Raw genomic sequence first — 311 nt, forward strand, 5'->3', positions numbered from 1 at the left:
ATCAAATGGCTCATGACTTTGGCATGTCCCTTGACCATGATGTTGCGGCCACCAAACTCGTCCTTGAGGCGTGCGTTGGTCCGTTCGGCCACAGTGCGCTCACGGTAGCGAACCTCATCGGCCGGCTCGAAGTGTTCCTTCTCGCCGCCACGCGGATTATGGTCGAGCAGGGGGACGTGTCCCAGTTCGCGGCAGTGGGCGTGCAACTCTTTGCTGCAGTAGGCAGCATCCATCACATCGTACAAATTGGTGACCCGTTGCTTCGTGATGTGCGACAGCGGCACGGCGGCGCGGCTGTCATGCATCGACGC

Annotated in this window: 1 protein-coding gene; it reads right to left on the reverse strand. The window is 60.1% G+C overall.

What is annotated here, in order from left to right:
• Positions 1–311: transposase (locus F1735_RS34625; protein ID WP_167241579.1), on the reverse strand; the 311-nt coding region annotated here is incomplete at both ends.

This window comes from Massilia genomosp. 1, assembly GCF_011682185.1.
GTDB classification, from domain to species: domain Bacteria; phylum Pseudomonadota; class Gammaproteobacteria; order Burkholderiales; family Burkholderiaceae_D; genus Telluria_A; species Telluria_A rubra.